Raw genomic sequence first — 26,180 nt, 5'->3', positions numbered from 1 at the left:
CACGTCCGCGCACCCGAGTTTTCTCAGGGCGGAAACCCACGCCTACCGGGGTCGGCGGGAACCCGACCGCGCCTGAGCAGATTCAGCCCCGCAGAAAGCCGTCGACCAGTTCGCCGTGGGCCACCAGTCGGGACGGCCCGCGCAGGTGCGCCTGGCCGTCGGCCAAGGTCACGGTGACTGCTCCGCCGGGCACGGTGATCCCGACGGTGCCGGATCCCCGGCCCACGCCGTGGAGCGCCGCAGCGGCAGCCGCCACCAGCCCGGTACCGCACGAGCGCGTCTCCCCCACGCCGCGTTCGACGACACGCATGTGCGCGGTGAAGTCGACTGCTGCGCCGTCGGCCGCCAGCGGTGTCAGGACCTCCACGTTCGCGCCGTGCGGAAACACCGCGGCGTCGAGCACCGGCGACGTCAGGTCCAGAGCGGCGAGCACATCCGGCGTCAGACCGTCGACCACACACACCAGATGCGGATTGCCGACGTCGACCGCGTCGCCGTCGAACGTCCGCCCGCCCAGCATCGCGGAGCTGGGGCCGGTGAGCCGGACCGGGCCCATCGCCACGGTCACGTCCGCGGAGCTCGCATCCCACGAATGCACGACGACGGGCCGCCCGCCCGCCCGGGAGCCGACCACGAACTCGTCGGCATCGACCAGTCCCTGCGCCCGGCAGTAGTGCGCGAAGACACGCACCCCGTTCCCGCACATCTCGGCGACCGATCCGTCGCCGTTGCGGTAGTCCATGAACCAGTCCACCGCTGCCACCCCGGCCGGCAGGGCGGTGAGCACGCCCGACTGCACCAGAGCGCCGGCGCGCGCCACCCGCAGCACACCGTCGGCGCCCAGCCCCGACTGCCGGTCGCACAGGGTGGCGACCAGGTCGACGGTCAGGTCGAGTCCGGCATCCGGGTCGGGCAGGATCACGAAGTCGTTCTGGGTGCCGTGTCCCTTGGCGAAGCGCAGCGAGGTGGTCACGCGCCCAGGCTACCCGGGCGGCGAGCCCGACCGGCCGGTCAGGCGCCGAGTGCGGCGAGTGCCCGCCCGGTCAGGTCCGGTGCGGCGGCATCGAGCCAGACTGCCCGATGATCGCGGCGGAACCAGGAGCGTTGGCGTCGTACGTATCGGCGGGTGCCGATGAAGGTCAGCTCCTGCGCCTGCGCGAGGTCGTACTCCCCGTCGAACGACGCGAGCACGTGCGCGTAGCCGATGGCTTTGGCGGCGGTGGCGCCCTCGCGCAGCCCGCGCTCGCAGAGGGCCGCGACCTCGTCGGCGAAACCGGCCGCGAACATCGCCGCGGTTCGCACGGCGATGCGTTCGTCGAGCTCTGCGCGCTCCCGGTCCAAGGCGAGGATCCGGGTGCCCCAGCGCGGCTCTCCGATCGCCGGGGCCGAGGCGGCGAACGGCCGGCCGGTCAGCTCCACCACCTCCAGTGCCCGGACGATGCGGCGGCCGTCGGAGTCGAGGATGGCCGCAGCGGCTGCCGGATCCACCTCGGCGAGACGGCGATGCAGCGCGGTCGCTCCCTCCGCGGCGAGTTGCTCCTCGTACCGGGCCCGCACCGCCGGGTCCGTCGCCGGGAACGACCAGTCGTCGAGCAGCCCCTGGATGTACATCATCGACCCACCGACGATGACGGGTGTCTTACCGGACGCGCGCAGCGCCTCGACATCGGCGGTCGCCGCCGCCTTGTACGCAGCGACCGTCGCGGTCTCGGTCACCTCCAGCGTGTCGAGCTGGTGATGCGGGATTCCGCGACGCTCGTCGACGGGCAGTTTCGCCGTACCGATGTCCATGCCGCGGTACTGCTGCATCGCGTCGATGTTGACGATCTCGCCGCCGAGCCGCTCGGCCAGGTCCAGAGCCAGATCGGACTTGCCGGTCGCCGTCGGACCGACCACCGCGACCGGTGCGGGCCGCTCGGTCATCACCGCTCCCGTCCCCCGGCGCGCATCGTCGCGACTGTGTACCCGACTCCGAAAGGTGCAGCGCTGTAGCGGATCTCGACCTCAGCGGGCCGCCATTCGTGTAGCACCCCGGCGAGCATCTGCCACACCGGCAGGGTGTGGACACCCTCCGGCTCGCACGCGGCGGGATCCAGACCGGCCAGACTCGCCGAATCCGCAGCGGCCAGCGCCGCGTCGATCCGGTGCTGTACCGCCCACGCCGACGCACGTTCCCCGCCGCCCGGGGAGGACGGGCTCAGTGCGTTGGCTCCGTCGGCGACCACGAGCAGACCCAGCGGCTCGGGAAACCCCATCGCTCCCATGGCGGTCGACGCGCCGAACAGGTAGTTCCGTCCCGCCACACGCTCCGGATCCGCGAGCACCGGCGCTATCTCCCGCGGAGCTGGCAACGTCCGACCGCCCAGCCAGCCGGCGATCAGCATGGACAGCGGCATCGGCCGGCACCGGTCGCCGGTGTCGCGTTGTTCGTGCGGAAGAGACACCGGCACCGGCACGCCGTAGCCGCCGAAGTCGCCGGTCGAGGCGCAGTTCCGGCCACGACCGGACCCGCCGAGCCCGACCGCGATCCACCGCGACGCCGCCGCGGCCAGTGACGTTCCGGCCGCGATCGCGGCGGCGCGCACCGGTTCGGTGTCGACGGCACCGGGTCCGGCCAGCTCGGGGACCAGCAGGGGCGCGCTCGGAATCACCGCTATCTCTGCCAACACGGCCCCGACGCTACCCGGCGGCGCGGCAATGTCCGCGCGTCGGCCACACCGTCGCCGGTGACCTGCTTGAATGAACAGCGGAATTCACGAACCCGGCGAGCGGGGTCCTGGTGTGACCGTGGCGTAGCCAGCCGGGTTCCGGCAGCCGTGACGCGCGGCGCGACGATGAAGGGCGATCCCCCATGAGCAGCACTCCGACCGAGCCGAACTCGAACGCAGCCCCGACACCGGCGCCGCGGCCGACGCCGCGACCGGGTCCGCGACCGGGCCCCAAGCCGGGGCTGCGCCCCGCCGTGGCGGTACATCACGTCGAGGTCGGCGATCCGCACGCGTTCGGCCGGATCGACGACGACGGCGTCGTGTGGCTCAAGACCGCCGACGGCGAGCGGCAGATCGGCTCCTGGCAAGCGGGCACCCGCGAGGAGGGCCTGGCGCACTTCTCCCGGCGCTTCGCGGATCTGGCGACCGAAGTCGAGATCCTCGAGGAGCGGCTCGACGCACACTCGGGAGACCCGCGCAAGACGCAGACCGCGGCCGCACATCTCCTCGAGGAACTGCCGAACGCGCAGGTGCTGGGCGACGTCGACGGTCTGCGTGACCGGCTGCAGAAGATCGTCGACCGGGCGGACCGGCAGACCGGCGAGGTCAAGGCCGAACGAGAAGCCGCCCGCGCGGCTGCGATCGCCCGCAAGGAGGAACTCGCCGCCGAAGCCGAACAGATCGGCGCCGAGGCCACCCAGTGGAAGGCCGGCGGCGACCGGCTCCGGGAGATTCTCGACGAGTGGAAGACCATCAGGGGCATCGATCGCAAGACCGACGACGTCCTGTGGAAGCGCTACTCGCGGGCCCGTGACGCCTTCAACCGCCGTCGCGGCGCCCACTTCGCCGAACTCGACCGCGAGCGTGCCGGAGTCAAGGCACGCAAGGAAGAATTGATCGCCCAGGCCGAGGCGCTCTCGTCGTCCACCGACTGGGCGGCGACCGCCGCCGCCTTCCGGGATCTGCTGGCGCAGTGGAAGGCTGCCGGGCGCGCCCCACGCGACGCCGACGACGCCCTCTGGTCGCGGTTCAAGGCCGCCCAGGACGTGTTCTTCGCCGCCCGCAACGCCGTCAACTCCGAGCGGGACGCCGAATTCGCCCAGAACGCCGACGCGAAACGGGCCCTCCTCGACGACGCCGAGAAGGCGATCGATCCGGTCGCCGGCCTCGATGCCGCCCGTCGCGAATTCAACGCCTTCCGTGACCGGTGGGAGGAGATCGGCAAGGTCCCGCGCGATCAGATGCACGCGCTGGAGGGACGCGCCCGGGCCTTGGAGAAGCGGATCCGGGACGCCGAGGAGGCCGCCTGGTCCCGCACCGATCCGGAGGCTCAGGCACGCGCCGCACAGTTCGCCGAGCGTGCCGCCAAACTGTCTGAGCAGGCGGACAAGGCCGCCGCGGCAGGCAAGGACCGCGATGCCGCGAAACTCCGCGAACAAGCTGCCCAGTGGACCGAGTGGGCCGAAGCCGCCCAGTCCGCGATCGGCGAGTAGTAGACGTCGCGCCTTCCTGGTCCTCGGCCAGGTGGATGAAACCCGGCCTCCCCACGGATCGCCCCTGTTCCGTGACGGAGGCCCGCGATAAGCAGACTCGAACACTTGATCGAGCCTCGGCCACGGAGTAATGTGGATCACATCTAGTTCGAACAGGCTTCGGGGTGAGAGTCTATGGTGCACGTCGACCGCAGCACGCCGTGGGCCCGCGTCGACCTGACCGCGGCCGGCATGGTCGCCCCTCGACGGCCACGACGACGAGCCGGGCTACCTCGACGGCCACGGCATCCTCAGCGCCGAACACGCCCGCGACCTCGCCCAACGCCCCGACGCCACCGTCCGCGACCTCGACCTGGACCAGTTCGGCGCCCCCGACGAACCACCCGAGACACCGATCCTGATCGAACGCACCGCCCAGCCCGCCGACCCCTACCGGCCCACCACCGCACTCGACGTCCTCGTGCGCGCCCTGTTCCAGACCTGCTCGGTCCCCGGCTGCGACCGCCCGGCCTGGAACTGCGAACTCGACCACGTCGACGAGTACGACCACGCCTGCCCGGCCACCGGCGGACCGACCTGCCTGTGCAACCTCGGGCCCACATGCGTGCTGCACCACCAGATCAAAACCCACGCCGGAACACCGGACCCGGCCGAGGGATTCCTCGACCCCTCGTCTGCGCGTCGTCGCAGGCTCCGCCACCCGCTCAGGACAAGCGACCAATGGATCGACGACCAATGGATCGACGACCACGGCACCGTCTGGACCTCGATCACCACACCACACGGCCTGACCGTCGACACCCCCGCACCCGGACAATGGATGTTCCCCCAACTAGCCGGCGTCCGCTGCCTCCACCAGAGGCCCACCACACCCCCACCAGCACCACCGGACCCGAACCCACACCACGACCCCAGCCGCGGCGGCCTCCACACCGCCACCGCACACAAACACCCCTGGCGCCGCGCCGAACGCGCCCGCCTACGACATCAACGCGCACACACCGCCGACAACGACCCGCCACCCTTCTAGCCGAGTCCGCGTGTACCCGGCCGCTTCTGGGGTCGCGTCATCGTGCACTAGCTGTACTTCCCCGACACGTTGTGAACATCTGAGGTAGGACGAAGACCTCCGGGCAGGATGTGGGTTACCACACTCACGATCTAGCCACGGAGGTCTTCGTGACTCACGCTAACGCACCTTTGACACCCGAGGGGCGTCGACGCCTCGCTTCCCTGGTCGTGGACCGAGGTTGGTCCTTGCGGCGTGCCGCCGAGCGGTTCCAGTGTTCACCGGCCACGGCGAAGCGGTGGGCCGACCGCTACCGTGCCGGCGAGTCCCTGACTGACCGCAGTTCCCGGCCTGCACATTCACCGGCCCGGCTGCCGCGCCGCACCGAGCGCCGGATCATCAAACTGCGCTGCACCCGCCGGTGGGGGCCGCATCGGATCGCCTATCACCTGGGTATTGCGCGTTCAACGGTCGGCCGGGTCCTCGACCGCTACCAGATGCCGCTGCTGGCCAACATCGACCAGGCCACCGGCCTGCCGGTACGCCGACCGCAACCGAAACGGTATGAGGTCGACCGGCCCGGACGACTGGTGCACGTCGACATCAAAAAGCAGGGCCGAGTCCCCGACGGCGGTGGCTGGCGTGTGCATGGTCGCGGATCGGCCGCCGACCGTACCGCCGGTGCGGTCCGTGATCGGGCCGCCCGTTCGGGAGCACCGGGCTCGCGTGGCTACCGCTACCTCCATCACGCCGTCGACGACCACTCCCGGGTGGCGTACTCGGAGATCCTCGACGACGAACGCAAGGAGACCGCGGCCGGCTTCTGGCGCCGCGCCAACACGTTCTTCGCCGAACACGGATTGCAGGTGACCGCAGTGATGACCGACAACGGCTCCTGCTACCGCTCGGCGATGTTCGCCGAAGCCCTCGCCGAGACCGGGATCAAGCATAAGAAGACCAAGCCGTACCGGCCCCAGACGAACGGGAAAGTCGAACGCTTCAACCGGACCCTGGCCGCCGAATGGGCCTACGCGAAACCCTATGCCAGCGAAGCCGAACGAGAAACCGCCTACACCGCATGGCTCCACCACTACAATCACCACCGACCCCACACCGGCATCGGCGGCCAAGTCCCCGCAGACCGCGTTCACAACCTCACGGGGAAATACAACTAGCCGGCGTCGGCAGTGCCCGGCCCGGGCTCGGTGGCCGACCGTTCGGCGTCGCGGCCGGTGGGCCGGTTACTCCGGCCGGCCTTGTTCTTATCGCGTAGTGCCTGATAGAAGGCCTCGGCGACGGCCGCCTGCTCACGGCGCTCGCGCTCCAGCGCGATCTGGTACGAGCTGCGCGCCCACACCACACGTGACCAATGGAAAGTCAGGACGATCGCGACCACCCAGCCGAGGATCAGGCCGGCGCCCGGCCCGCTCGGCGGCTCGATACCGCCGACGCCGACGGTGTTGCGCGTCCAGATCGCGAGCATGCCGGCCACCGAGGCCACCGCGCATCCGCACAGGGCGATCCAGGCGAGCACCCAGCGCCGGGTGAGCAGGGCCAGCATGGAGAATCCGATCCCGAAGACCGCGAGCAGCCAGCAGAAGATCTGCGACGGCAGTGCGATGCGCTGCTCATGGGCGGTCTCGGACATGCTCAGCACGTCCAGACCGTTGGCATCGCCGGCGTGCGGCAGTACCAGCGACAGCAATGCCACCAACACACAGGCGGCGACCACCACGGCACGGGCGCCCGGATCGATCTCACCGGCGACCTTCCGCTCGGCCCGGCGCAGATCCTTCGCGTAGGCGCTGAGTGCCTCGCGGTCCCGTCCGGCGGTCGAGGCGCCTGCCTGCCCGTTCGACTCGCTCATCGCCTGTCCACTCCTCTTCTGTCCCGGATCGTCACCCCGAGTGGGATCGTCGTCCTGTCTGGGATCGTCGTCGCTCGTCCGGCCCGTGTCTTCGGAGCTCATCCGCACGCGCCCCCGCCGCAGACGACCGCCGGTTCGGCGATCGGCTTGCGCCCCAGCGTCGGCAGGCCGAGTCCGACGCCGACGGGTGCGGTGGTCGGAGTCGCGCCGCGCTCGTGCGCGTCGCCAGCCCGGGTGCGCCGGTGCGCCACGATCCCGTCGTCGGCCACCAGATGGTGCGGGGCAGCACCGGTGATCGTGGTGTGCACCACGTCGCCGGGGCGGATACCGTCAGCCGCCCCCGGCACCTGACGAAGGTCCGGGCGGAAGTGCACCAGGCGCCCGTCGCGCGCCCGGCCGGACATCCGGCCGGTGGCCGAGTTCTTGCGGCCCTCGTCGGCGACGACCAGCAACTCGGCCTCGGTGCCGACCAGTTCTCGATTGGCGTCGAGGCAGATTCGCTCCTGCAGAGCGATGAGTCGCTGATAGCGGTCTTTCACCACGTCCGGAGGAACCTGGTCGGCCATGGTCGCGGCCGGAGTCCCCGGCCGGGGCGAGTACTGGAAAGTGAAGGCACTGGAGAAGCGCGCGGCCTCGACCACGTCGAGGGTCTGCTGGAAATCCGCTTCCGTCTCGCCGGGGAACCCGACGATGATGTCGGTGGTGATCGCGGCGTGCGGCATAGCCGCGCGGACCCGGTCGAGGATGCCCAGGAACTTGGTCCTTCGGTAGCTGCGGCGCATCGCTTTGAGTACGCGATCCGAGCCGGACTGCAGCGGCATGTGCAGTTGGGGGCAGACGTTCGGCGTTTGTGCCATCGCCTCGATGACGTCGTCGGTGAACTCGGCCGGGTGCGGGGAGGTGAAGCGCACGCGCTCGAGGCCGTCGATCTTTCCGCAGGCACGCAGCAGTTCCGCGAACGCCCCGCGGTTGCGTGGAATCTCCGGATCGGCGAACGACATCCCGTAAGCGTTCACGTTCTGGCCGAGCAGCGTCACTTCGAGGACACCCTGATCGACCAGTGCCTGCACCTCGGCAAGCACGTCTCCCGGACGGCGGTCGACCTCCTTGCCGCGCAGTGACGGGACGATGCAGAACGTGCAGGTGTTGTTGCAGCCGACCGACACCGACACCCACCCCGCGTAGGCGGACTCGCGTTTAGCCGGCAGCGTCGACGGAAAGGCCTCCAGCGAGTCGAGGATCTCCACCTGGGCGTCCTCGTTGTGACGGGCCCGCTCCAGGAGCACCGGGAGCGAGCCGATGTTGTGGGTGCCGAAGACGACGTCGACCCACGGCGCCCGAGTCAGGACCGAGTCCTTGTCCTTCTGCGCCAGGCAGCCGCCGACCGCGATCTGCATGCCGGGCCGTCGTTCCTTGACCGGCGCCAGGTGCGAGAGATTCCCGTAGAGCTTGTTGTCGGCGTTCTCCCGGATCGCACAGGTGTTGAACACCACCAGGTCCGCCTCGGCGTCCGGTTCGGCGCGGACGTACCCGGCGTCCTCCAGGAGTCCGGCGATGCGCTCGGAATCGTGCACGTTCATCTGGCAGCCGTAGGTCCGTACGGAGTAGGAACGCGGCGTGCCGTCGGCCTCGGGCCGGATACGGTCATCCAGGGCGTCCCGACTCTGCTCGACGGAAGCGCCGCGACTCTCCTCGACACAGGCATTGCTCACTCCTCCAGAGTACGGACGGTGGCAAATCGGCCCGTCACGCGGTGTTCCGTGCGGGCGAGGATGTTTCCGTTGCGTCAACCATTTTCGTGTCCGCGGGACAGGTGCCCTCGCCGCGTTTAGGGTCGACAACCATGACACCACCGAGCGACACTCCCATGATCGCCATGACGGAAGTGCAGAAGCACTACGGCGATCTTCACGTCCTGAAAGACGTCGACCTCGCCATTCCGCGCGGCCAGGTCGTCGTGGTACTGGGCCCGTCCGGTTCGGGCAAGTCGACTCTGTGCCGCACCATCAACCGCCTCGAGCCGATCGACGAAGGCGAGATCCGGATCGAGGGCGAGCTCCTGCCTGCGGAGGGCAAGGACCTCGCCCGCCTGCGCGCGGACGTGGGCATGGTGTTCCAGTCGTTCAACCTCTTCGCGCACAAGACGATCCTGGAGAACGTGACGCTCGGCCCGATCAGGGTCCGCAAGACCAAGAAGGACGAGGCGGAGAAGCGTGCGTTGGAACTACTCGAACGGGTCGGAGTCGCCAGCCAGAAGGACAAGTATCCGGCCCAACTGTCCGGCGGCCAGCAGCAGCGCGTGGCCATCGCCCGCTCGCTCGCCATGACCCCGAAGGTGATGCTGTTCGACGAACCCACCTCCGCGCTGGATCCGGAGATGGTCAGCGAGGTGCTCGACGTGATGGTCTCCCTGGCCCGCGAAGGCATGACGATGGTGGTGGTGACGCACGAGATGGGATTCGCCCGCAAAGCCGCCGACCGGATCTTGTTCATGGCCGACGGCCAGCTCGTGGAGGACACCGATCCGGAGAGCTTCTTCAACCGGCCGGAGTCCGACCGCGCGCGCGACTTCCTCTCGAAGATCCTGGGTCACTGACATGGGCCGCAGACTTCGACGAATCAGCGGGCTCGCGGCCGCGGCGACCGTCCTGACCGGAGTGCTGGTCGCCTGCGGCGGCAGCACCGGCCCTCGCGACCTCGAGGCCGACATCCGGTCGGGAAGCGTCGTCCTGGGCACCAAGTTCGATCAGCCCGGCCTGGGCCTGCAGAATCCGGGCGGCGGCATCACCGGCTTCGACGCCTCGGTCTCCACTTTCGTCGTGAACACGCTCGCCGATCAGATGGGCGTGCCGCATCCGACGATCACGTGGAAAGAGACGCCGTCGGCCCAGCGCGAGACCTTCATCCGCAACGGCGAGGTCGACACCATCGCCGCCACCTATTCGATCACCGCGAACCGGATGAAGGACGTCGCGTTCGCCGGGCCCTACTTCATCACCTATCAGGGGCTGATGACCCGCAAGGACGACGACACCGTCGCCTCGCTGGAGGACCTGAACGACGGCAAGAAGCTCTGCTCGGTCGCCGGTTCGACGCCCGCCCAGAACGTCAAGGCACAACTGCCCGGCGTCCAGCTGCAGGAGTACGACTCCTACTCGTCGTGCGTGGAGGCGCTGCGCCGGGGCAAGGTCGACGCGGTGACCACCGACGAGGTCATCCTGGCCGGCTATGCCGACCGCTGGAAGAACGAATTCAAGCTGGTGCCCATGACCTACCCGGCGGACGCCTGTGTCGACGGCAAGTGGAAGACGGCCGGCACGCCGTTCTCCACCGAGTACTACGGCATCGGCATGGCACAGGAATATCCGGCAGCGGTCGAGGCCGTCAACACGGCGCTCACCAAGATGATGGAACGGCCCGCCGAAGGCGGGATGTCTCCCTGGGAGCAGAGCCTGCGTGACTCGGTCGGCGACGCCACGGTCGACGAGATGATCGCGCGCGCGGACGCCCCCGACTCCCAGTACAAGTTCTTCCCGACGCCTGGCGACCTGAGCTTCCTGGATACCGAGCCCACGCCGTGCCCGGAAGGAGCGCAGTAGTGAACGACCTCTGGCAGGAGATGGGGCCGCAACTGTGGCCCGCCTTCTGGATCACCATTCAACTGACCTTCTGGTCGGCGATCGGGTCCCTCATCTGGGGTGTGCTGCTCGCGGGCATGAAGGTCTCCCCCGTCCCGGTGATGCGCGGCTTCGCGACGGTCTACGTCAACGTCGTCCGGAACACACCGCTCACCCTGATCATCTTGTTGTGCTCGATCGGCCTCTACCAGAACCTCGGCCTGGCCCTGGCCGCCGACAACGCGAACTTCATCGAGAACAACAACTTCCGCCTCGCGGTCCTCGGTTTCATCCTGTACACCTCGACCTTCGTCTGCGAGACCCTGCGCGCCGGATTCAACACCGTCCCGCTCGGTCAGGCCGAGGCCGCACGTTCGATCGGTCTGGGATTCTCCCAGGTGTTCGGGCTGATCATCCTGCCGCAAGCGTTGCGCGCAGTGATCGCCCCGATGGGTTCGGTGCTGATCGCGTTGACCAAGAACACCACGATCGCCTCGATCATCGGCGTCGGCGAGGCCGCACTGCTGATGAAAGAGGAGTTGGAGAACTTCGCCGATCAGATCCTCGTCATCTTCGCCGTGTTCGCAATCGGTTTCATGATCATCACGCTCATCGAAGGCTTGATCTTCGGCTGGGCGGCTAAGCGCTGGGCGGTGAAGCGATGAGTACTCGCGCAACGGTTCTTTACGACGCTCCGGGTCCCAAGGCCCGGATGCGCAACCGGATCATCACGATCGTGTTCGGCGCTGCGGTGATCGCGTTGGTGGTCTGGATCGTCCTGGTCTTGCAGGGCAACGGCCAGCTGACCGCCGAGAAGTGGGACCCCTTCATCAAGTGGGACACCTGGACCACCTGGCTGCTCCCCGGCCTGTGGGGCACCATCAAGGCCGCCGCACTCTCGATCGTCCTGGCGATCATTCTCGGCACGCTTCTGGGCATCGGACGGCTGTCCGACCACACCTGGGTGCGGGCCACGTGCGGAACCATCGTCGAGATCTTCCGTGCCATCCCGGTGCTGATCCTGATCTACTTCGCGTACTTCCTGTTCGCGGCGTACGCGCTTTTCCCGTCGTCGCAGCTCGCCTTCGCGGCGGTGGTCTTCGGCCTGACGATCTACAACGGCTCGGTGCTGGCGGAGATCCTCCGAGCCGGCATCCAGTCGCTGCCCCGCGGACAGACCGAGGCCGCACAGTCGATCGGCATGCGCAAGTCGCAGACCATGTGGCTGGTGCTTCTCCCGCAGGCCGTCACAGCCATGCTCCCGGCTCTCGTGGCGCAGATGGTGGTCGCTTTGAAGGACAGCGCACTCGGCTACGCCGTGGGCTACATCGAAGTGGTGCGCTCGGGCATCAAGTCCGCGTCGTTCTACGGCAACTACCTGCCGTCGCTGCTGGTGGTCGCCGCGATCATGATCATCATCAACTTCGCACTGACCGGCCTGGCCAACTATCTGGAGAAGCGACTGCGCAGCGGCCGGCGCAAACGGAACGTCCCCGACCCCGACGTGGCCGATCTCAAGGCGATGGAGAACGTGCCGGGTTTCAGCGGCACCGAGCACCCGAAGCCGCCGAACCACCCGGAACGGCACTTCTGAACCGGTACCGGTCGCCGAGACGCCTCACCCGGCAGCGCCGACGCTCACTCGTTCGAGTGGGCGTCGGCGATCGTCTCGGACACCACCGACGAGATCACCTCCGGCGGAAACCCGCGCCGGCCGAGGGCACCGGACAGCCGGCGGAACGCCTTGGCGCGGTCGGCGCGATCGGTCAGATCCAGCGACGACGACGCCAGCTTCTTCGCCGCGAGGGCGGCGGCCTGAGCGCGCTCGTCGCCGGGTTCGATCTCGGCGAGCGCCGCCTCGACGGTGTGAGACGCCACCCCTTTGGCCCGGAGTTCGCGCCGCAGGGCGAGACGACCGCGGCCGGAGTGCCGGTGACGTGACTCCACCCATTGGTGGGCGAAGTCGTCGTCGTCGACGAGGCCGGACTCTTCGAGTCGGCGCACGACGTCGTCGACGGTCTCCTCGCCGAATCCCCGCCGGGTCAGCCGTTCACGGATCTCGGCACGACTCCGGGCGCGCACACCGAGTAGGCGCAACGCCGAGTCCCAGGCGGACCCTCCGGCCGACGCCGACTCAGGGCCCATGGATCAGAAGTCGACCGGGGCCGGGACCGGCTCGTCGAGATCCTCGAAGCCCGCACCGATGCCCAGCTTGCTCTTGATCTTGAGCTCGATCTCGGCCGCGATGTCGGGGTTCTCCAGGAGGAACCGGCGGGCGTTCTCCTTGCCCTGGCCCAGCTGGTCGCCCTCGTAGGTGAACCACGAACCCGACTTGCGGATGAAGCCCTCGGCCACGCCCATGTCGATCAGCGAGCCCTCACGGCTGATGCCGTGACCGTAGAGGATGTCGAACTCGGCCTGCTTGAACGGCGGGGCCACCTTGTTTTTGACGACCTTGACGCGCGTCCGGTTGCCCACGGCGTCGGTGCCGTCCTTCAGGGTCTCGATCCGCCGCACGTCCAGGCGCACCGAGGCGTAGAACTTGAGCGCCTTGCCGCCGGTCGTGGTCTCCGGAGAGCCGAACATGACGCCGATCTTCTCACGCAGCTGATTGATGAAGATCGCGGTGGTGTTCGAGTTGTTGAGACCGGACGTCATCTTGCGCAGCGCCTGGCTCATCAGACGGGCCTGCAGACCGACGTGGCTGTCGCCCATCTCGCCCTCGATCTCGGCCTTGGGCACCAGCGCGGCGACCGAGTCGATCACCAGGATGTCCAGGGCACCCGACCGGATCAGCATGTCGGCGATCTCCAGTGCCTGCTCTCCGGTGTCCGGTTGCGAGACCAGCAGCGAATCGACGTCGACCCCCAGCTTGGCCGCGTACTCCGGGTCCAGCGCGTGCTCGGCGTCGATGAACGCGGCCGTGCCGCCGGCGGCCTGGGCGCTGGCCACCGCGTGCAGGGCCACGGTGGTCTTACCCGAGGACTCCGGCCCGTAGACCTCCACGATGCGGCCGCGGGGCAGCCCGCCCACGCCGAGGGCGACGTCCAGGGCCACGGATCCGGTCGGGATCACCTCCATCGGCGGGCGGTTGTCCTCCCCCAGCCGCATGACCGAGCCCTTGCCGTAGTTCTTCTCGATCTGGGCGAGGGCCAGGTCCAGTGCCTTCTCGCGATCCGGTGAGAGCGCCATGTTCTTTCCTCGATTCGTCTTCTTGCCAGCCATGCCCACAAGGTAGTGGAGACCTCTGACAATTCCGTTCCGGTCCGCGGCGAGCCCGGTTGCTGTTTAGACGCGCCAGGCCGCTGTTCGGTTCCATTCCAGGATCAGCGAACAGATGTTCGAGCGCAAGTCGACACGCCGGACCGGAGCCGCGATCAGAGGTCGGGCCACCAGCGCTCAGGCGGCACGTCGAAGTCACGGCACAGCGCCCGCCACACCTCGCGCGGGTCGATGCCCGCCTCGATGGCCTCGGCACCGGTACGGCCGCCCAACTCGGGGATCACGTGGTCGACGAGCATGGCGTCCGCCGTACGCTGGCCGAACTCGTTGTGCATGAACTCGGTGAACTCGGTCAGCCGCATGTCAGCTCCCCGTTCTGCGGCGCTCGGACGTTGGGACACGGCCGCTGACGATTCGACTCGGTGAGAAGCCGGTGTGCGACGGCGACCGGATCGACCGTCTGCCGGACGGTGTGGCCGATCCGGCGGGCCGCAGCCGCGTACGACGGGTCGCCGAGGATCGTCCGGACCGCCGCGGCGACGGCCTCACGGGTCACCGGACGAACGGTGATTCCGGCGCCGGCGCGCTGGACCCGGCACGCCAGCTCCCATTGGTCTCCCCCGCCGGGCACGGTGATCACCGGAACGCCCGCCGACAGCGCTTTGGCGAGCAGTCCGTGCCCGCCACCGCAGATCACCAGGTCGGCCTGCGCCAACAGGAGGTCCTGCCGACCGAGTCCGGCGACCAGGCCTTCCGGGATCTCCTCGACGTCCGTCGGCGGCTGCAGTGCGGAGTAGACGAGCCGCGGGCGGTCGCCGTGTCGGCACGCCGCCGATTGGGCGAAGGCGCCGAGCACCGTGGCGGCGAAGCCGGCGTTGCCGCTCTCCGCGGTGGACGGACACACCAGGACGAGCGGCCCGTCTCCGGACGGGACCGCGAACTCGTCGTCGGTCGGCTCGAAGAACTGAGGGCCGATCAAGAAGGTCCGTTCCGGCCAGTCCGGACGCGGCACCTCCAGTCCAGGCAGGGTCGCCACGAAGCGGGCGGCGGGACCCGCCTGCGCCGTCAGCCCGATACCGCGCCGCGCGGTGCGGCGCTGCGCCCTTCCCCGGGCCGCGGCCGGTGCGCTCAGCGCGCGGAAGGCGGAGTCGCGCAGCCGGCCGCGCCATCCGGTACCCGCCGGAAGGCCCGCGCCGATCGGCGGCAGGCCCCGCGACTGGTCGTAGAGCGGATGCGAGGAGAGTTCGATCCACGGCACGCCGGTCAGCTCCGCGGCCCAGCCTCCGGCGAGCGTGATCGAGTCGCTCACCACCAGCTCGGCGTCGTCCAGAGCCAGCATCGGTGCCAGCTCGACCGCCATCCGGGCCGCGCGAGTGCTCAGCTTGGCACCGGCGTCGGCATCGTCGTCGTCCGGCCGTGCGGCCAGCCCCGGCAACTCGCGAACGGTCAGACCCCGCCGCGCCGCGGCGGCCTGCCAACGCAAGCCGGTGTAAACCACGGTCTCGTCGCCTGCCGCAGCGAACCGGGCGGCGAGACCGAGACTCGCGAGGGCGTGACCGGCGTCCGAGCCGGCCACGAACGCGACACGAGTCAGTTGTCGGCCTGTCCCTGCGGTGCGGCCTGACCCTGCGCCGGATCGGCCTGCTGGCGCGGCGCCTCCAGACTCATGCTCTGGCGGATCTGCTCCAGACGCGCATGCCCGGCCATCTGCACACCGGCCTGCTCGATCTCGGCCATCCGCCCGGAGACGCTGTCCTGCGCCAGCTCGGCCGAGCCGAGCGCGGTCGCGTAGCGGCGCTCGATCTTCTCGCGGACCTGATCCAGACTCGGTGTGTTGCCCGGTGCGGTCAGCTCGCTCATCTGATTGAGCGAAGCGCTGACCTGCTCCTGCATCTTGGCCTGCTCCAGCTGGCTGAGCAGCTTGGTGCGCTCGGTCAGCTTGCCTTTGAGCTGCATGGCGTTGCGCTCGACGGCCTGCTTGGCCGACTGCGCCGCGTTGAGCGACTGGTCGTGCAGCACCTTGAGGTCTTCGACGTTCTGCTCGGCGGTCACCAGCTGCGCGGCGAAGGCCTCGGCGGCGTTGGTGTACTCGGTCGCCTTGCGGGTGTCACCGGCCGACGCAGCCTGATCGGCCAGGGTCAGCGCCTGGCGCACGTTGCCCTGCAGCCGCTCGATCTCTTCGAGTTGCCGGTTCAGCCGCATCTCCAGCTGCCGCTGGTTGCCGATGACGGCGGCCGCCTGCTTGGACAGCGCCTCGTGCTGACGCTGCGCATCTTCGATGGCCTGCTCGATCTGGATCCGGGGGTCGGCCTTCTGGTCGATCTGGTCGTTACTCCATGCGGTCAGGTAGCGCCAGAACTTCACGAACGGATTCGCCATGGTCGGATTCTTCCCCTTCGGTGCGGACAGGTAGTGCGTCGGTCGTGGATCTGGTGGGTCGGGCGGGAGAACTCACGCCGCCGCGAGGGCGCCCGGCGTGGGCTCGGTCGGCAGCACCTCGACGACCTGCGGGGTCATCAGACGGCCGACCTGGGTCAGCACGGCGCCGACCGGAGTGTCGAGGGCGTCGCAGATGGCGGCGAGCAGTTCGCTCGACGCCTCCTTCTGACCGCGTTCCACCTCGGACAGGTATCCCAGTGACACACGCGCCGAGGTCGAGACCTCGCGCAGCGTGCGCCCCTGGTCGGTCCGGAGCCGGCGCAGTTCGTCACCGAGCGCCTCACGCAGCAGTAGTGCCAACGACCACTCCTCCTTGCTGTTCGTCGTCGCGACCGCACCGAGCGGTGCGCCGCGGAAGTTCTGTGCCGTCGACCCTATCGGAATTTCGGCACGGGTGCGCCTGAAGGTGGGCGCTGTTCCGGGTATACAACCATGGCCGTCTCGGGGCTATTCCCCGGCCTGCCGCCGGAGCACCACCGCGCGCCACACGTAGTCCAGTCCGGTCACCACGGTGACGACGACCGCGGCATACAGGATCCACATCGCGACGTCGAACGCGACGCCGTGCAGCGGCAGCACCAGCAGGCCGATGCCGATCGACTGGAGGAGAGTCTTGAGTTTGCCGCCCTGACTCGCCGCGATCACTCCGTGCCGGACTACCCAGAAGCGGAGCAGGGTCACGCTGACCTCTCGGAACAGGATGACGACCGTGATCCACCACGGCACCACGTCCAGGATCGACAGACTCAACAGCGCGGCGCCGATCAGCGCCTTGTCCGCGATCGGATCGGCGAGCTTGCCGAAATCCGTCACCAGACCCCACGACCGCGCGATCCGACCGTCCAGCTGATCGGTGACCGCCGCGACCGCGAAGATCACGAAGGCCGCGATCCGCCACGGCGTCGACGCGCCGTCGGCCACGAACAGCACCACCACGAACACCGGAACCAGAATGATCCGGAACACCGTGAGCGCATTCGCCACGTTCACCAAGGGCACCGTCGGAGCAGGCGGGTGCGCACTGGGAACGGGATCGGTCACCCAGTCAGACTATCGGCCCGCTCCGTCGCGCGTGTCCGGGGGCGGGCGCAGACGTTCGCATCCGGGCGTGCTGCGGCGCAGACTATCCTGATCTCTCATGTCCGATGTGCAGCCGATCGAACCCGCCTCCGAGAGCTCTGGAGCGACGGTTCGCCGCGCACGCACGTCCGACGTTCCGCGCATCAAGGAACTCATCGACATCTACGCGGGCAAGATCCTGCTGGGCAAGAACCTGGTCACGCTGTACGAGTCGATCCAGGAGTTCTGGGTGGCCGAGATCGACGGCCGCGTGGTCGGCTGCGGCGCGCTCCACGTGATGTGGGCCGATCTGGGCGAAGTCCGCACCGTCGCGGTGGATCCGGCCGCGGCCGGCCGAGGCGTCGGTCACCGCATCGTCGCCCGGCTGCTCGACGTCGCGCGACAGCTCGAGCTCGAGCGCGTCTTCGTTCTCACCTTCGAGGTCGACTTCTTCTCCCGGCACGGCTTCGCCGAGATCGAGGGCACCCCGGTGACTCACGAGGTGTACGAGCAGATGTGCCGGTCGTACGACACCGGCGTCGCCGAGTTCCTGGACCTGAGCTTCGTCAAACCCAACACCCTCGGCAACACCCGCATGATCGTGCACCTGTCACGCGGGCAGCGGTCCGGCCCCGATCGGACCGGCTAGGCTGCCGATCATGCCGAACTTCGCCGTCGAGTACACCTACGATCCCGCGCAGGCGAGCCTGCGCGACGCGCATCGTCCCGCGCATCGCCGCTGGCTCAAAGCCGCCCACGACGACGGCGAGGTGCTGGCCGTGGGCGCCTTCGCCGACGGCAGCGGCGCGCTCGTCGTGGTCGAGGCCGTCGACGAGCAGGCCGCCGCCGCTCTGCTGTCCCGGGATCCGTTCGCGCTCGCCGGAGCGATCGCGCACACCCGGATCAGGGAGTGGGCGAGTCTTTACGGGCCCTTCGGGAGCTGACCACCAGGCTCGCGACCGTGGTGATCACCAGCGTGCCGCCGATCACGCCGAGACTCAGCGGCGTCGAGATCTCCGGCACCGGGACGTGCTCGCCGCCGTTGATGAACGGCAGCTCGTTCTCGTGGAGGGCGTGGAACACCAGCTTCACGCCGATGAAGGCCAGGATGAACGAGAGTCCGAACGACAGGTAAATCAGCTTGTTCAGCAGACCGCCGATCAGGAAGTACAGCTGACGCAAGCCCATCAGCGCGAATGCGTTGGCCGCGAACACCAGGTACGGCTCCTGGGTGAGGCCGTAGATGGCCGGGATGGAATCGAGAGCGAACAGCACGTCGGTGAACCCGATGACGACCAGCACCATCAGCAACGGGGTCGCCATCCGCTTGCCGTTCTCGCGGGTGAAGAACTTGTCGCCGTCGTATGTGTCGGTGGTCCGCAGGAATCGCTTCGCGAAACGCTCGATCCGGCCTTCCCGCTCGCGCTCGTGCTCGACCGGCTCGTCGCTTTCGGTCAGGAGCTTGATCGCGGTGAGGATCAGGAACAGGCCGAACAGGTAGAAGACCCAGCTGTACGCGGCGATCGCGGCGGCGCCGGCGGCGATGAACAGCGCCCGAAGGATCAGCGCCATCACGATGCCCAGCAACAGCACCTTCTGTTGGTAGATCCGGGGCACCATGAACTTGCTCATGATGATCACGAAGACGAACAGGTTGTCGACCGAGAGCGCCTTCTCAGTGACGTATCCGGCGAAGTACTCCCCGCCGTAGGTGCTGCCCCACTTCCACCACACGAACAGTCCGAAGATCACCGCGAGGCTGATGTAGACCGCGGACCAGAATCCGGACTCCCGGAGGGTGGGTTCGTGGGGCACTCGCACGTGCGAGAAGAAGTCGAAGACGAACAATCCGATGATCACCAGAATGGTGATGCCCCAGACGAGGGCAGAAACTTCCATGTCACAACCTCCAGCGCGCAACAACGAGTGAAGCGATGCTGGAGGTCTCTCCCATCCGCGGGGCGGACCGGCGTCCCGGCCGGACCGGTCGCGAGGTGATCGGCACGTCGCGACGAAGTCCGGCGTATTGACGAGATCGCCGTCGGGGGGATACTCCCCTCCTGATCGTCCCGCTCATGGTACGGCACATCACCCGGTCAGCGCAGCCTCCCACGCCCGGCCGGGCCGGCAGTCAGAACGGCGGCGGCTCGTCCGCGCCGTCGTCGTCGCCCCCACCGGTGATCGAGGCGATCACGCCGGCCAGGTCCTCGGGCTTGACCAGCACCTCGCGGGCTTTGCTGCCCTCGCTCGGCCCGACGACGCCGCGCGTCTCCATGAGATCCATCAGACGGCCGGCCTTGGCGAATCCGACGCGGAGTTTGCGCTGCAGCATCGACGTCGAGCCGAACTGGCTGGAGACCACGAGCTCGATCGCCTGCAGCAGGTCGTCGAGGTCGTTGCCGATGTCGGCGTCGACCTCCTTCTTGTCGCCCGCCTTCGCCGCGGTGACCCCGTCGACGAACTCCGGCTCGGACTGCTCCTTGGCGAACTCGACGACGGCGTTGATCTCCTCATCGGTGATGAATGCGCCCTGCAGGCGGATCGGCTTGTTGGCGCCCATCGGCATGAACAGGCCGTCGCCCATGCCGATCAGCTTCTCTGCGCCCGGCTGATCCAGGATCACGCGCGAGTCCGTCAGGGAGCTGGTCGCGAAGGCGAGACGCGAGGGCACGTTGGTCTTGATCAGACCCGTGACCACGTCCACCGACGGGCGCTGGGTGGCCAGGACCAGGTGGATGCCCGCCGCGCGCGCCTTCTGCGTGATGCGCACGATCGCATCCTCGACGTCGCGCGGTGCGGTCATCATCAGGTCGGCGAGCTCGTCGACGACGGCGAGGATGAACGGATACGGTTTGTACTCCCGTTCACTGCCCAGCGGCGTGGTGATCTCACCGGAGCGCACCTTCTGGTTGAAGTCGTTGATGTGCCGCACCCGCGAGGCCTTCATGTCCTGGTAGCGCTGCTCCATCTCCTCGACCAGCCAGGCGAGCGCAGCGGCGGCCTTCTTGGGTTCGGTGATGATCGGCGTGATCAGGTGGGGGATGCCCTCGTACGGGGTCAGCTCCACCATCTTCGGGTCGATCAGGATCAGCCGGACGTCCTCGGGAGTGGCTCTGGTCAGCAGCGACACCAGCATCGAGTTGACGAAGCTCGACTTGCCCGAGCCGGTGGAGCCGGCGACCAGCAGGTGCGGCATCTTCGCCAGGTCGGCGCTGACGAAATCGCCCTCGATGTCCTTGCCCAGGCCGATGACCATCGGGTGCGGATCGGCGACGGTCTCCGGGTGATTGAGGACGTCGGCGAGGCGGACCATCTCCCGGTCGGCGTTGGGCACCTCGATGCCCACCGCCGACTTGCCCGGGATGGGCGCCAGCAGCCGCACGTTGTCCGTGGCGACGGCGTACGCGATGTTGCGCTGCAGCTGCGTGATCTTCTCCACCTTGACCGCCGGGCCGAGCTCCACCTCGTAGCGGGTCACGGTCGGGCCGCGCGTGTAGCCGGTCACGGCAGCGTCGACCTTGAACTGCTCGAGGACGCCGTTGATGCGGTCGATCATGTCGTCGTTCGCGGTGCTGCCGCGCTTGGGCGGGTCGCCGTCGATCAGCAACGCTGTCGACGGCAGCTGGTACTCGCCCGGAGCGTTGCTTCGCGCGGGAACGGGTTTCGCACGAGGCGCCGGCGCAGCTTTGGGCTTGGCCTTGACGCGCGGGGCGACGGCCTGCTTCGGTGCCGCGGCCGGCGGGCCGATGACCTCGGTCACCTGAGCCTCCAGCGGCACGTCCAACAACGGCTCGGTGATCAGGTCTTCCATGTGTGCGTCACGGTCGGCACCCGCGGTGGGCCGGGCCGGGCGGCGTGCCGGCCGTTCGGTCGCCGCGGCCGGACGCCTCGGCGCGCCGGCCGACGAGGTCCGCCCCCCGGCCCGCTGCCGCCGTCGCTCGTCCGGCGGATAGTTCTGGTACGGATCGCCGTAGTCCGCGGCGGCGTCGGGATCGGCCGGCCAGTCCCCGTCGTAGGCGCCGCCGTCGTGAGCTGCCTCGTCGTCGAACGCCTCGTCGCCGGCGCCGTATGCCTCGTCGTCCGGGTAGTCCTCGTCCGGGTAGTCCTCGTCTGCGTAGTCCTCGTCCGCGTAGTCCTCGTCCGCGTAGTCCTCGTCCGCGTACCGGTAGGCGCCGAGACCGAGATAGGCGGCTGCGGCGTCATAGAGCTCACGCACCGTCCGGCCGCTCAGCGCGATGACGCCGGCCACGCCGCACAGGACGAAGATCGGCACCGACAGCCACACCGAGACCGCCTGGGTCAGCGGCGAGCCGACGGCGTACCCGAGGAAACCCGCGGCCTCGTTCCGCGCATCGGACGCCGTCGGCGCACCGAGCAGAAGGTGTGCCAGTCCGAGGCTGGACAGGCCCAGCAGCACTCCCCCGCCCACGTTGCGGACGCGCCGGGAGGGATTGGCGCCCTTGCGCATCAGTGCGACCGCGATGCCGAGAAGAACGATCGGCAGGACGTAGCCGAGAGCGCCGATCACCGCCCGAACCAGCACCTCGGCGAACGCTCCTACCGCACCGGGCACCCCGAACCAGAAGCCGGCGCCGATCACGACCGCCAGCAAGGTCAGCGCGAGTGCCGTGCCGTCGCGGCGGGGCGACCGGACGTGCTCGATCACGTAATCCGGATCTTCCGGATCCGCCTGGGGACGCAGCCCGACGCGGGCGGAGGCGCCCAGTCCCCGAGCGGTCAGATTCCAGGCACCCGCGACGCCCTTGCCGATGCCGCGGCCGACGGCGCCGAGCGCGGAGGGACGCTGGTGCAGTTCTTGCGAGTGCGTGGGCCGAGCCGGGACTCGTCGGCCCCGCGGGGCCGACGTCGCAGTCTGTGTCCGGCCGCGGGACGAGCCGGACCGGTTCGTACCGCTCGAGCGCGCCGCTCCCGCGGTCCGGGCGGAGCCGCCGCGCGTCGTCGTCTTGCCGGCGCCGGACCGCGACGAACCCGAACTCCGGCCGGATGCGGGCGTGCGGCTGCGCGTGCTTGCCTGAGAAGCCATGCCTGCAAGCCTAGTGCCTCTGGTTCACTCCAGTAACACCCGCAACAGCGCGCGTCGGATCCTCGTGTCGATTTCGTGACCGACGGGGGGTCTGCCTAGGGGTTGTCCGGATCGTCCGCCACTTCCAGGACGGTGGGCACGATCATCGGGCGGCGCCGGTAGGTCTGGGCCACCCAGCGGCCGACCACGCGACGCACACCCTGGGCAATCCGGTGGGCATCGGTGACCCCCTCGTTGGCCAGCTCCTCCAGCGCCTTGTCCACCAGGTCGGCGGCCTCGGTGAGTGCACCCGGATCGTCGGAGAAGCCGCGACCGGCGATCTGCGGACGGCTGACCGCGCGTCCGGTGTGCTCGTCGACCGCCACGGTGATGGAGATGAAACCCCCCTCCCCCAGTACCAGACGGTCGGAGAGCGTCGAATCGCCGACGTCGCCGACCGAGTTGCCGTCGACATACACGAACCCGACCGGGACCTTGCCCGAGATACGCGCACGGCCGTCGATCAGGTCGACGGTCACGCCGTCCTCGGCGAGCACGATCCGGTCGGACGGGACGCCGGTGGCCTCGGCCAGGGCGGCGTTCGCCCGCAGGTGACGCCACTCGCCGTGGACCGGCATGGCGTTCGACGGGCGCACCGCGTTGTACAGATACAGCAGTTCGCCGGCCGATGCGTGCCCGGAGACGTGCACCTTCGCGCTCGCCTGGGTGATCACCGTCGCGCCGCGCTTGGCGAGCCCGTTGACCACGGCGAAGACCGAGTTCTCGTTCCCCGGGATCAACGACGACGCGAGCACCACCAGGTCGTCGGCGCGGATGTTGATCTGCCGGTGCTCGCCGCGTGCCATCCGGGACAGCGCCGAGAGGGGCTCACCCTGCGACCCGGTGGTGATCAGCACCAGTCGATCGTCGGGCAGCGTGGCGGCGGTGTCGATGTCGACCTCCACGCCCTCCGGGACGTGCAGGTAGCCCAGATCCTGGGCGATCTGCATGTTGCGGACCATCGACCGTCCCACGAAGCAGATCCGGCGATTGTGCCGATGCGCGACATCGACGATCTGCTGGATGCGGTGCACGTGGCTGGCGAACGACGCCACGATCACCCGCTGCCGGGCCTTACCGATGACGGTGTCCAGGACCCCGCCGATCTCCCGCTCAGGGGTCACGAACCCGGGCACCTCGGCGTTGGTCGAATCCACCAGGAACAAGTCCACGCCCTCGTCCCCGAGCCGGGAGAATCCGGCCAGGTCGGTCAGGCGCTTGTCCAGCGGGAGCTGATCGAGCTTGATGTCGCCGGTGTGCAGGATCAGGCCCGCCGGGGTGCGGACGGCCACGGCGAGCGCATCCGGAATCGAATGGTTGACGGCGAAGAACTCGCAGTCGAACGGGCCGTACGACTGACGATCGCCCTCCCGGACCTCGATCAGCCGGGGGCGCAGTCGGTGCTCGCGGCACTTGGCCGCCACCAGCGCGAGCGTGAACTTGGAGCCCACGACCGGGATGTCGGGCCGCAGTTTGAGCAGGAAGGGCACGGCGCCGATGTGGTCCTCGTGACCGTGCGTCAGAACGATCGCGTCGATCTCGGCGACCCGGTCCTCGATGTACCGGAAGTCCGGCAGGATCAGGTCGACGCCGGGCTGCTGGTCCTCCGGGAACAGCACACCGCAGTCGATGATCAGAAGACGGCCGCCTGTGTCACCGGGCCCGTTCGCTCCGCTCCCGGCGCCCATCTCGAAGACCGTCATGTTCCGGCCGATCTCGCCGATCCCACCCAGAGCGACGATGCGCAGCCCGCCCTTGGGGAGCTTGGGCGGCGGGGACAGGCGATCGATCAGTTCCGCGGTGATCCCGACACCGGTGGCCGCCTCGGCCACCTGTGCAGCACCGCTCTTCTTGCCGCCCCTGGCGTCCCCGGCGCCGTTCGTGGCCGGAGCCTCGTGCTGGGCGGGCGGACCGGCCTTGCGAGCGGCACGACGGCGCTGTGAACCGGCCATCAGGAGATCACCTCCGCGCGGCGGAGCAGCTCGAGTATCCGCTCGATCTGAGGGGGGTCGGCGGGAACTTGCGGCAGCCGCGGTTCGCCGACGTCGAATCCGGTCAGTCGCAGCGCGGTCTTGACCATGGTGACGCCGCCGGTCAGCGCCATCGCATCGACCAGCGGAGCCATCGAGTCGTTCACCTTGCGGGCGGTGGAGAGATCGCCGGCAGCGACGGCCTCGCGCAGCGCCTTCAGACGGTCCGGCACCACGTGGCCGATCACGCTGACGAACCCGAGCGCTCCGACGCTGAGCCACGGCAGGTTCAGCGCGTCTTCACCGCTCAGATACTGCAGATCGGTCTGCGCCATGATCTTGCCCGCCTCGTGCAGATCACCCTTGGCGTCCTTCACCGCCCTGATGTTCGGATGCTCGGCGAGCGCGAGAATGGTCTCGGTCTCGATCGGGACGACCGAGCGCGGCGGGATGTCGTACAGCATCACCGGCAGGTCGGTGGCGTCGGCGATGGTGCGGAAATGCTCCAACAGACCGCGCTGCGGCGGCTTGGAATAGTACGGCGTCACGATCAACAGGCCGTGTGCACCGATCTCGGCGGCCTCGCGACAGCGCCGCACCGACTCTGCGGTGTCGTAACTGCCGGCGCCCTGGGTGATCCGCGCGCGGTCTCCGACGGCCTCGAGCACCACACGCAGCACATCGTTCTTCTCGGCGGGCGTCGTGGTCGGCGACTCGCCCGTGGTGCCGTTGACGACGATCGCGTCCAAGCCCTTGTTCACCAGGTGCTCGGCCAGCTCGGCGGCCTTGTCCAGGTCGACCTTCCCGGCGCTGTCGAAGGGGGTGACCATCGCGACGGAGGTCGTTCCGAAGGGCGCTGCATCGGGCCCGGTGGCAGGCGAATTCATGCCGCTCAGGCTACCGCAGTTGACCGGCGGGTAATCGCTCAGCCCTCGAAGACGAAGGGGGAGGTCGCGACCTCCGTACCGTCGGCGAGTTCCCCGATCTCGAAGTCCCCGAACGCGGTCGGCGCCAGTTCGGTGAGCTGACGAAGGCACTCCACTGCGAGCTGCCTGATCTCGACGTCGGCGTGCTCAGTCGCCCGCATGCCGATGAAATGCCGCCAGGCACGATAGTTGCCGGTCACCACGATGCGGGTCTCCGTGGCGTTCGGGAGCACCGACCGGGCCGCCTGCCGCGCCTGTTTGCGCCGCAGAATCGCGTTGGGCACGCCTTCGAACTTCTCCTCGAGCCGGGCCAGCAGCTCGGTGTACGCCGCGCGGCTCGCGTCGGTGGCGGCCAGGAAGAGTTCCTCCAGTTCGGCGTCTCCGCGGATCGCCGGCGGGGCCACCACGTTGGAATCGTGTTCGGGTACGAAGCGCTGCGACAGCTGCGAGTACGAGAAGTGCCGGTGCCGGATCAGCTCGTGCGTGCACGACCGCGAGATGCCGGTGAGGTAGAAGGTCGCGGTGGCGTGCTCGAACAGCGAGGTGTGCCCCACCTCGAGCACGTGGCGCAGATAGCCCGCGTTGCTCGCGGTACGCGGGTTCGGCTTGTCCCAGCTCTCATAACAGGCGCGGCCGGCGAACTCGATGAGCGCCTCGCCGCCGTCCGCGTCGGTCGACCAGGCCACCTCGGGGACGTCGAACGTGGTCGAGGCGATCAATTGGACGTTGAGGGGGACGAGCTCGGACACGCGATGGTTCTCCCGTTCTGACTACATTCGGGCACCAT

Annotated in this window: 26 protein-coding genes; 9 read left to right on the top strand and 17 right to left on the bottom strand. The window is 68.8% G+C overall.

What is annotated here, in order from left to right:
- Window positions 1-82: 82 nt before the first annotated feature.
- From dapF to C6V83_RS09565, 3 genes are read right to left on the bottom strand one after another with little or no spacing between them, the layout of a single operon-like run.
- Window positions 83-973: a diaminopimelate epimerase gene (gene dapF / locus C6V83_RS09575; RefSeq protein WP_105942214.1), complete on the bottom strand. Its 891-nt coding sequence runs from the start codon at window positions 971-973 to the stop codon at window positions 83-85.
- A gap of 38 nt (window positions 974-1,011) precedes the next feature.
- The gene (miaA, locus tag C6V83_RS09570) at window positions 1,012-1,923 is read right to left on the bottom strand and encodes a tRNA (adenosine(37)-N6)-dimethylallyltransferase MiaA (RefSeq protein ID WP_105942213.1); all 912 of its coding nucleotides are present in this window, start codon (window positions 1,921-1,923) and stop codon (window positions 1,012-1,014) included.
- Window positions 1,923-2,669, bottom strand: a complete 747-nt coding sequence (locus C6V83_RS09565) for a class III extradiol ring-cleavage dioxygenase family protein (RefSeq protein WP_105942212.1) — start codon at window positions 2,667-2,669, stop codon at window positions 1,923-1,925. Before C6V83_RS09565 ends, miaA begins: the two co-directional genes overlap by 1 nt.
- A 182-nt stretch (window positions 2,670-2,851) precedes the next feature.
- Here C6V83_RS09565 and C6V83_RS09560 point away from each other — a divergent pair, with 182 nt between their 5' ends.
- The 3 genes from C6V83_RS09560 (at window position 2,852) to C6V83_RS09550 (ending at window position 6,385) form a co-directional block, all read left to right on the top strand.
- Entirely contained in the window at window positions 2,852-4,201 is a 1,350-nt protein-coding gene (locus tag C6V83_RS09560) for a DUF349 domain-containing protein (RefSeq protein ID WP_105942211.1), read from the top strand.
- A 460-nt stretch (window positions 4,202-4,661) separates the two neighbouring features.
- On the top strand, window positions 4,662-5,231 hold the full coding sequence (locus C6V83_RS18340; RefSeq protein ID WP_159067488.1) for a hypothetical protein: 570 nt from the start codon (window positions 4,662-4,664) through the stop codon (window positions 5,229-5,231).
- A 149-nt stretch (window positions 5,232-5,380) separates the two neighbouring features.
- The gene (locus C6V83_RS09550; protein ID WP_105943846.1) at window positions 5,381-6,385 is read left to right on the top strand and encodes an IS481 family transposase; all 1,005 of its coding nucleotides are present in this window, start codon (window positions 5,381-5,383) and stop codon (window positions 6,383-6,385) included.
- Here the strand turns inward: C6V83_RS09550 and C6V83_RS09545 are convergent.
- Both C6V83_RS09545 and miaB read right to left on the bottom strand, forming a co-directional pair.
- Window positions 6,382-7,077, bottom strand: coding sequence for an Rv2732c family membrane protein (locus C6V83_RS09545; RefSeq protein ID WP_234353667.1), 696 nt, complete (start codon window positions 7,075-7,077; stop codon window positions 6,382-6,384). The genes C6V83_RS09550 and C6V83_RS09545 overlap by 4 nt on opposite strands.
- Before the next feature lie 98 nt (window positions 7,078-7,175).
- A complete protein-coding gene (gene miaB / locus C6V83_RS09540; RefSeq protein WP_105943845.1) occupies window positions 7,176-8,729 on the bottom strand; it encodes a tRNA (N6-isopentenyl adenosine(37)-C2)-methylthiotransferase MiaB in 1,554 nt (517 codons plus the stop codon).
- A 215-nt stretch (window positions 8,730-8,944) separates the two neighbouring features.
- Between miaB and C6V83_RS09535 the strand changes: the two genes are divergently transcribed.
- The 4 genes from C6V83_RS09535 to C6V83_RS09520 are packed head-to-tail and all read left to right on the top strand — an operon-like array spanning window position 8,945 to window position 12,288.
- Window positions 8,945-9,673: an amino acid ABC transporter ATP-binding protein gene (locus tag C6V83_RS09535; protein ID WP_105942209.1), complete on the top strand. Its 729-nt coding sequence runs from the start codon at window positions 8,945-8,947 to the stop codon at window positions 9,671-9,673.
- A gap of 1 nt (window position 9,674) precedes the next feature.
- Window positions 9,675-10,676, top strand: coding sequence for a glutamate ABC transporter substrate-binding protein (locus C6V83_RS09530; protein WP_105942208.1), 1,002 nt, complete (start codon window positions 9,675-9,677; stop codon window positions 10,674-10,676).
- Window positions 10,676-11,359: an amino acid ABC transporter permease gene (locus C6V83_RS09525; protein ID WP_105942207.1), complete on the top strand. Its 684-nt coding sequence runs from the start codon at window positions 10,676-10,678 to the stop codon at window positions 11,357-11,359. Before C6V83_RS09530 ends, C6V83_RS09525 begins: the two co-directional genes overlap by 1 nt.
- Complete coding sequence (locus C6V83_RS09520; protein ID WP_105942206.1) at window positions 11,356-12,288, top strand: amino acid ABC transporter permease; 933 nt, start codon at window positions 11,356-11,358, stop codon at window positions 12,286-12,288. The genes C6V83_RS09525 and C6V83_RS09520 overlap by 4 nt, the downstream gene beginning before the upstream one ends.
- A gap of 44 nt (window positions 12,289-12,332) precedes the next feature.
- Here the strand turns inward: C6V83_RS09520 and C6V83_RS09515 are convergent, their stop codons facing one another.
- The 7 genes from C6V83_RS09515 to pgsA all read right to left on the bottom strand — a co-directional run bounded on the left by C6V83_RS09515 (window position 12,333) and on the right by pgsA (window position 17,396).
- Complete coding sequence (locus C6V83_RS09515; protein ID WP_105942205.1) at window positions 12,333-12,839, bottom strand: regulatory protein RecX; 507 nt, start codon at window positions 12,837-12,839, stop codon at window positions 12,333-12,335.
- A gap of 3 nt (window positions 12,840-12,842) precedes the next feature.
- Window positions 12,843-13,886 (bottom strand): recombinase RecA, encoded by a 1,044-nt coding sequence (recA, locus tag C6V83_RS09510; protein ID WP_105942204.1) that lies wholly within the window; start codon window positions 13,884-13,886, stop codon window positions 12,843-12,845.
- A 185-nt stretch (window positions 13,887-14,071) separates the two neighbouring features.
- A complete protein-coding gene (locus C6V83_RS09505) occupies window positions 14,072-14,278 on the bottom strand; it encodes a DUF3046 domain-containing protein (protein ID WP_105942203.1) in 207 nt (68 codons plus the stop codon).
- Window positions 14,269-15,492, bottom strand: a complete 1,224-nt coding sequence (locus C6V83_RS09500; protein WP_108702773.1) for a glycosyltransferase — start codon at window positions 15,490-15,492, stop codon at window positions 14,269-14,271. Before C6V83_RS09500 ends, C6V83_RS09505 begins: the two co-directional genes overlap by 10 nt.
- 14 nt (window positions 15,493-15,506) lie before the next feature.
- Window positions 15,507-16,295, bottom strand: a complete 789-nt coding sequence (locus C6V83_RS09495; RefSeq protein ID WP_105942201.1) for a PspA/IM30 family protein — start codon at window positions 16,293-16,295, stop codon at window positions 15,507-15,509.
- A 72-nt stretch (window positions 16,296-16,367) separates the two neighbouring features.
- Complete coding sequence (locus C6V83_RS09490; RefSeq protein ID WP_105942200.1) at window positions 16,368-16,655, bottom strand: helix-turn-helix domain-containing protein; 288 nt, start codon at window positions 16,653-16,655, stop codon at window positions 16,368-16,370.
- A gap of 147 nt (window positions 16,656-16,802) precedes the next feature.
- A complete protein-coding gene (gene pgsA, locus C6V83_RS09485) occupies window positions 16,803-17,396 on the bottom strand; it encodes a CDP-diacylglycerol--glycerol-3-phosphate 3-phosphatidyltransferase (protein WP_105942199.1) in 594 nt (197 codons plus the stop codon).
- 97 nt (window positions 17,397-17,493) lie between these two features.
- Here pgsA and C6V83_RS09480 point away from each other — a divergent pair, with 97 nt between their 5' ends.
- Both C6V83_RS09480 and C6V83_RS09475 read left to right on the top strand, forming a co-directional pair.
- Window positions 17,494-18,063 (top strand): amino-acid N-acetyltransferase, encoded by a 570-nt coding sequence (locus C6V83_RS09480; RefSeq protein ID WP_105942198.1) that lies wholly within the window; start codon window positions 17,494-17,496, stop codon window positions 18,061-18,063.
- 10 nt (window positions 18,064-18,073) lie between these two features.
- Window positions 18,074-18,358 carry a YciI family protein gene (locus C6V83_RS09475; RefSeq protein ID WP_105942197.1) on the top strand — a complete coding sequence of 95 codons (285 nt, stop codon included), beginning with the start codon at window positions 18,074-18,076 and terminating at the stop codon, window positions 18,356-18,358.
- On the opposite strand, the gene C6V83_RS09470 is transcribed toward C6V83_RS09475, so the two are convergent.
- The 5 genes from C6V83_RS09470 to thyX form a co-directional block, all read right to left on the bottom strand.
- Entirely contained in the window at window positions 18,318-19,313 is a 996-nt protein-coding gene (locus tag C6V83_RS09470) for a TerC family protein (RefSeq protein ID WP_105942196.1), read from the bottom strand. The genes C6V83_RS09475 and C6V83_RS09470 overlap by 41 nt on opposite strands.
- A 232-nt stretch (window positions 19,314-19,545) precedes the next feature.
- Entirely contained in the window at window positions 19,546-22,458 is a 2,913-nt protein-coding gene (locus tag C6V83_RS09465; protein ID WP_199832481.1) for a DNA translocase FtsK, read from the bottom strand.
- Window positions 22,459-22,553: 95 nt separating this feature from the next.
- A complete protein-coding gene (locus tag C6V83_RS09460) occupies window positions 22,554-24,449 on the bottom strand; it encodes a ribonuclease J (protein ID WP_105942195.1) in 1,896 nt (631 codons plus the stop codon).
- A complete protein-coding gene (dapA, locus tag C6V83_RS09455; RefSeq protein ID WP_199832480.1) occupies window positions 24,449-25,354 on the bottom strand; it encodes a 4-hydroxy-tetrahydrodipicolinate synthase in 906 nt (301 codons plus the stop codon). Before dapA ends, C6V83_RS09460 begins: the two co-directional genes overlap by 1 nt.
- 38 nt (window positions 25,355-25,392) lie before the next feature.
- Entirely contained in the window at window positions 25,393-26,142 is a 750-nt protein-coding gene (gene thyX, locus C6V83_RS09450; protein ID WP_105942194.1) for an FAD-dependent thymidylate synthase, read from the bottom strand.
- Between the last annotated feature and the right edge of the window lie 38 nt (window positions 26,143-26,180).

It is taken from the genome of Gordonia iterans (assembly GCF_002993285.1).
Taxonomy (GTDB): domain Bacteria; phylum Actinomycetota; class Actinomycetes; order Mycobacteriales; family Mycobacteriaceae; genus Gordonia; species Gordonia iterans.
The sequence above is the reverse complement of the archived record's forward strand: the minus strand, read 5'-3'. Positions and strand labels throughout refer to the sequence as shown.

Bases quoted from the DNA above. Each gene is read 5' to 3' on its own strand.
- C6V83_RS09495 (WP_105942201.1), bottom strand. From the start codon at position 16,295: ATGGCGAATCCGTTCGTGAAGTTCTGGCGCTACCTGACCGCATGGAGT.
- C6V83_RS09480 (WP_105942198.1), top strand. From the start codon at position 17,494: ATGTCCGATGTGCAGCCGATCGAACCCGCCTCCGAGAGCTCTGGAGCG.
- C6V83_RS09515 (WP_105942205.1), bottom strand. From the start codon at position 12,839: ATGGGCCCTGAGTCGGCGTCGGCCGGAGGGTCCGCCTGGGACTCGGCG.
- recA (WP_105942204.1), bottom strand. From the start codon at position 13,886: ATGGCGCTCTCACCGGATCGCGAGAAGGCACTGGACCTGGCCCTCGCC.
- C6V83_RS09520 (WP_105942206.1), top strand. From the start codon at position 11,356: ATGAGTACTCGCGCAACGGTTCTTTACGACGCTCCGGGTCCCAAGGCC.
- miaA (WP_105942213.1), bottom strand. From the start codon at position 1,923: ATGACCGAGCGGCCCGCACCGGTCGCGGTGGTCGGTCCGACGGCGACC.
- C6V83_RS09465 (WP_199832481.1), bottom strand. From the start codon at position 22,458: ATGGCTTCTCAGGCAAGCACGCGCAGCCGCACGCCCGCATCCGGCCGG.
- C6V83_RS09530 (WP_105942208.1), top strand. From the start codon at position 9,675: ATGGGCCGCAGACTTCGACGAATCAGCGGGCTCGCGGCCGCGGCGACC.
- C6V83_RS09505 (WP_105942203.1), bottom strand. From the start codon at position 14,278: ATGCGGCTGACCGAGTTCACCGAGTTCATGCACAACGAGTTCGGCCAG.
- C6V83_RS09460 (WP_105942195.1), bottom strand. From the start codon at position 24,449: ATGGCCGGTTCACAGCGCCGTCGTGCCGCTCGCAAGGCCGGTCCGCCC.
- C6V83_RS09560 (WP_105942211.1), top strand. From the start codon at position 2,852: ATGAGCAGCACTCCGACCGAGCCGAACTCGAACGCAGCCCCGACACCG.
- C6V83_RS09475 (WP_105942197.1), top strand. From the start codon at position 18,074: ATGCCGAACTTCGCCGTCGAGTACACCTACGATCCCGCGCAGGCGAGC.
- dapA (WP_199832480.1), bottom strand. From the start codon at position 25,354: ATGAATTCGCCTGCCACCGGGCCCGATGCAGCGCCCTTCGGAACGACC.
- C6V83_RS09535 (WP_105942209.1), top strand. From the start codon at position 8,945: ATGATCGCCATGACGGAAGTGCAGAAGCACTACGGCGATCTTCACGTC.
- C6V83_RS09545 (WP_234353667.1), bottom strand. From the start codon at position 7,077: ATGAGCGAGTCGAACGGGCAGGCAGGCGCCTCGACCGCCGGACGGGAC.
- C6V83_RS09470 (WP_105942196.1), bottom strand. From the start codon at position 19,313: ATGGAAGTTTCTGCCCTCGTCTGGGGCATCACCATTCTGGTGATCATC.